Source organism: Pseudomonas caspiana (assembly GCF_002158995.1).
In the GTDB taxonomy this organism is placed as follows: domain Bacteria; phylum Pseudomonadota; class Gammaproteobacteria; order Pseudomonadales; family Pseudomonadaceae; genus Aquipseudomonas; species Aquipseudomonas caspiana.
In genome coordinates this window covers 1,592-3,412 of sequence record NZ_LOHF01000047.1, presented here as the reverse complement: position 1 = coordinate 3,412, position 1,821 = coordinate 1,592, and the positions used below count along the sequence as shown (strand labels likewise).

Annotated in this window: 3 protein-coding genes; all 3 read right to left on the bottom strand. The window is 59.3% G+C overall.

The features are described from left to right. Positions 1–545 (bottom strand): phage tail protein I (locus AUC60_RS27345; RefSeq protein WP_087274705.1); only part of this gene is annotated, 545 nt, incomplete at its 3' end. A 1-nt stretch (position 546) separates the two neighbouring features. Continuing rightward, positions 547–1,428, bottom strand: a complete 882-nt coding sequence (locus AUC60_RS27340; RefSeq protein ID WP_087274703.1) for a baseplate assembly protein — start codon at positions 1,426–1,428, stop codon at positions 547–549. Beyond that, the gene (locus AUC60_RS27335; RefSeq protein ID WP_087274702.1) at positions 1,425–1,751 is read right to left on the bottom strand and encodes a GPW/gp25 family protein; all 327 of its coding nucleotides are present in this window, start codon (positions 1,749–1,751) and stop codon (positions 1,425–1,427) included. Before AUC60_RS27335 ends, AUC60_RS27340 begins: the two co-directional genes overlap by 4 nt. Positions 1,752–1,821: the final 70 nt, after the last annotated feature.

The following is a 1,821-nucleotide window of genomic DNA, read 5'->3' as shown; positions in this document are numbered from 1 at the left end:
CCTGCGACCTCAATGTCACGCGGCACAGGTGGATAGACGTCGATTTCGTCACCCTCATAGAGGCAAGCCGACATGTACTGGCGGCCTGTACTTTCCAGGCTGATCGCCAGCCCGGTCAGGTGTCGGGAGACGGGTTTGGCGTCATCGATCAGCTGAACCAGTTCCTGATAGGTCTCTTCGGTGATCCCCGTTTCAAGAACGCCCACCTCAAGCTCAAACGTGGCAGGCTCTCCCTCCGGCACCTTCTGCCACCACTCGACGACGCTGACCAGATAACCCAGAGGCTCGACCACGCGACGAATCGCACCAATCGTGCCCTTGTGCTTATGGATGTAATACGACGCACTGATTGCCGCTCGCTTCACCGCTACAGGCCATGTATCCACCCATCGGTCTACCGAGCATTCCCACGCCAGAAACGGCAGCAAGGGCACTGGACACGTCACAGGGTCGTAAATGGATCGCAGCGGGGCCGGAGTAACTTCGGCGGTTGCGCCCTCTATAGCGCGCTCAAGCGGCGTACTGTTGTTCGGCAGCAGGCTCATGTCATACCCCCAACTTCACGCTAACTGACGTGCAGTAAGCCGCTTGTTCCTTGGTGGGTCGGATGTCGTTCCAGCCCACCAGCTCGACGCGACGAATCCCCGCGACATGCAATTGGGCATCAATGGCTGAACGGGCCACCTCAACGCCCAGTCGCCGCCTTGGATTCATCCACTTAGCCAAACGCTCCTGAGCGTCGGCCAGCGCCGCCTCACTTTCTGAGCCGGTGCCAACTGGATGAAGAATGGCGGTGATGGTGTAACGGATAATTTCAGCACCCTTCACCGTGAGACGGTCACCCAAAGGCCGCACATCCTCGTCACTGAGAGCAGCGCGCACCGTATCCAGCAACGCCTCATCGGCCGAGCCATCACCCTCAAGGCCTAGAACAGTGACCACCACAACAGCAGGAGACGGGCTTTCTGCCGTCGCATCCGCCACCAGTCCGGAGGCGTTACGCGCATGCAGGATGTAGCTGTTACGAGGCCCGGCTGTGGACAGGCCTTCCCAGCTCATCTGGATGCGTTCGCGAAACGGGTCATCCTCTTCCATCACCTGGGCTGTGGGAGGTGACGTCGTGAGGTCTTCAGCGACAACCACAAGACGCTTGAGGTTTACCCGGGCACCCAACTGCTCAAGGTCTGCGCGTTTGGCGTAAGCCAGCATCAAGGCCTTGGCCGCGTCATTGACCCGCGCCCGATTGCCCACCTTGTTGTAAGCGGCAAGCTCCAGCAGCTTGACTACCGGATCGCTCTCAAGCTCAGCACTCCAACCCTCACCCATCAACAGGCGAAAGTTCGCCAGCTCCTCGGTGTATATGTCCTCAAAGTCCAAGGTTTCCAGAACATCCGGGGCCGGTAGCGATGACAGGTCCACAATGTTCATGCAGACACCTCCAATAGCTTGTTTTCGCCCTGGTACTCAGCCACGAGGCTGAATGTGATTTTGCCGTTGAGCACCGCTACAACCTTGATGCTGCCGAGCTTCACTCGTGGCTCCCACCGACCTAACGCCCGCGCCGCTTCGGCCTGCACTGCGCCTTTCCAGCCCTCGTTAACCGGCAGGTCAACGAAACGACGAATGCTGCTGCCGTATTCTGGCTTCATCCGGCGAGCGCCCAATGGGGTCGACAGAATGTCTTCAATGGACTGCCGCAGGTGCTCTAGGCCGCTGATCGGCTGGCCGGTACGGCGATCCATTCCGATCATTCAGGTCACTCCAACAACGGCTCGAAATCTTTATGGGCGTTCAGGTAGGCCAGCAGCTCGGACGTGCTGG

What these genes read in the sequence shown, in the direction of transcription:
- AUC60_RS27340 (WP_087274703.1), bottom strand. Translation starts at nt 1,428, where the DNA reads ATGAACATTGTGGACCTGTCATCGCTACCGGCCCCGGATGTTCTGGAA.
- AUC60_RS27335 (WP_087274702.1), bottom strand. Translation starts at nt 1,751, where the DNA reads ATGATCGGAATGGATCGCCGTACCGGCCAGCCGATCAGCGGCCTAGAG.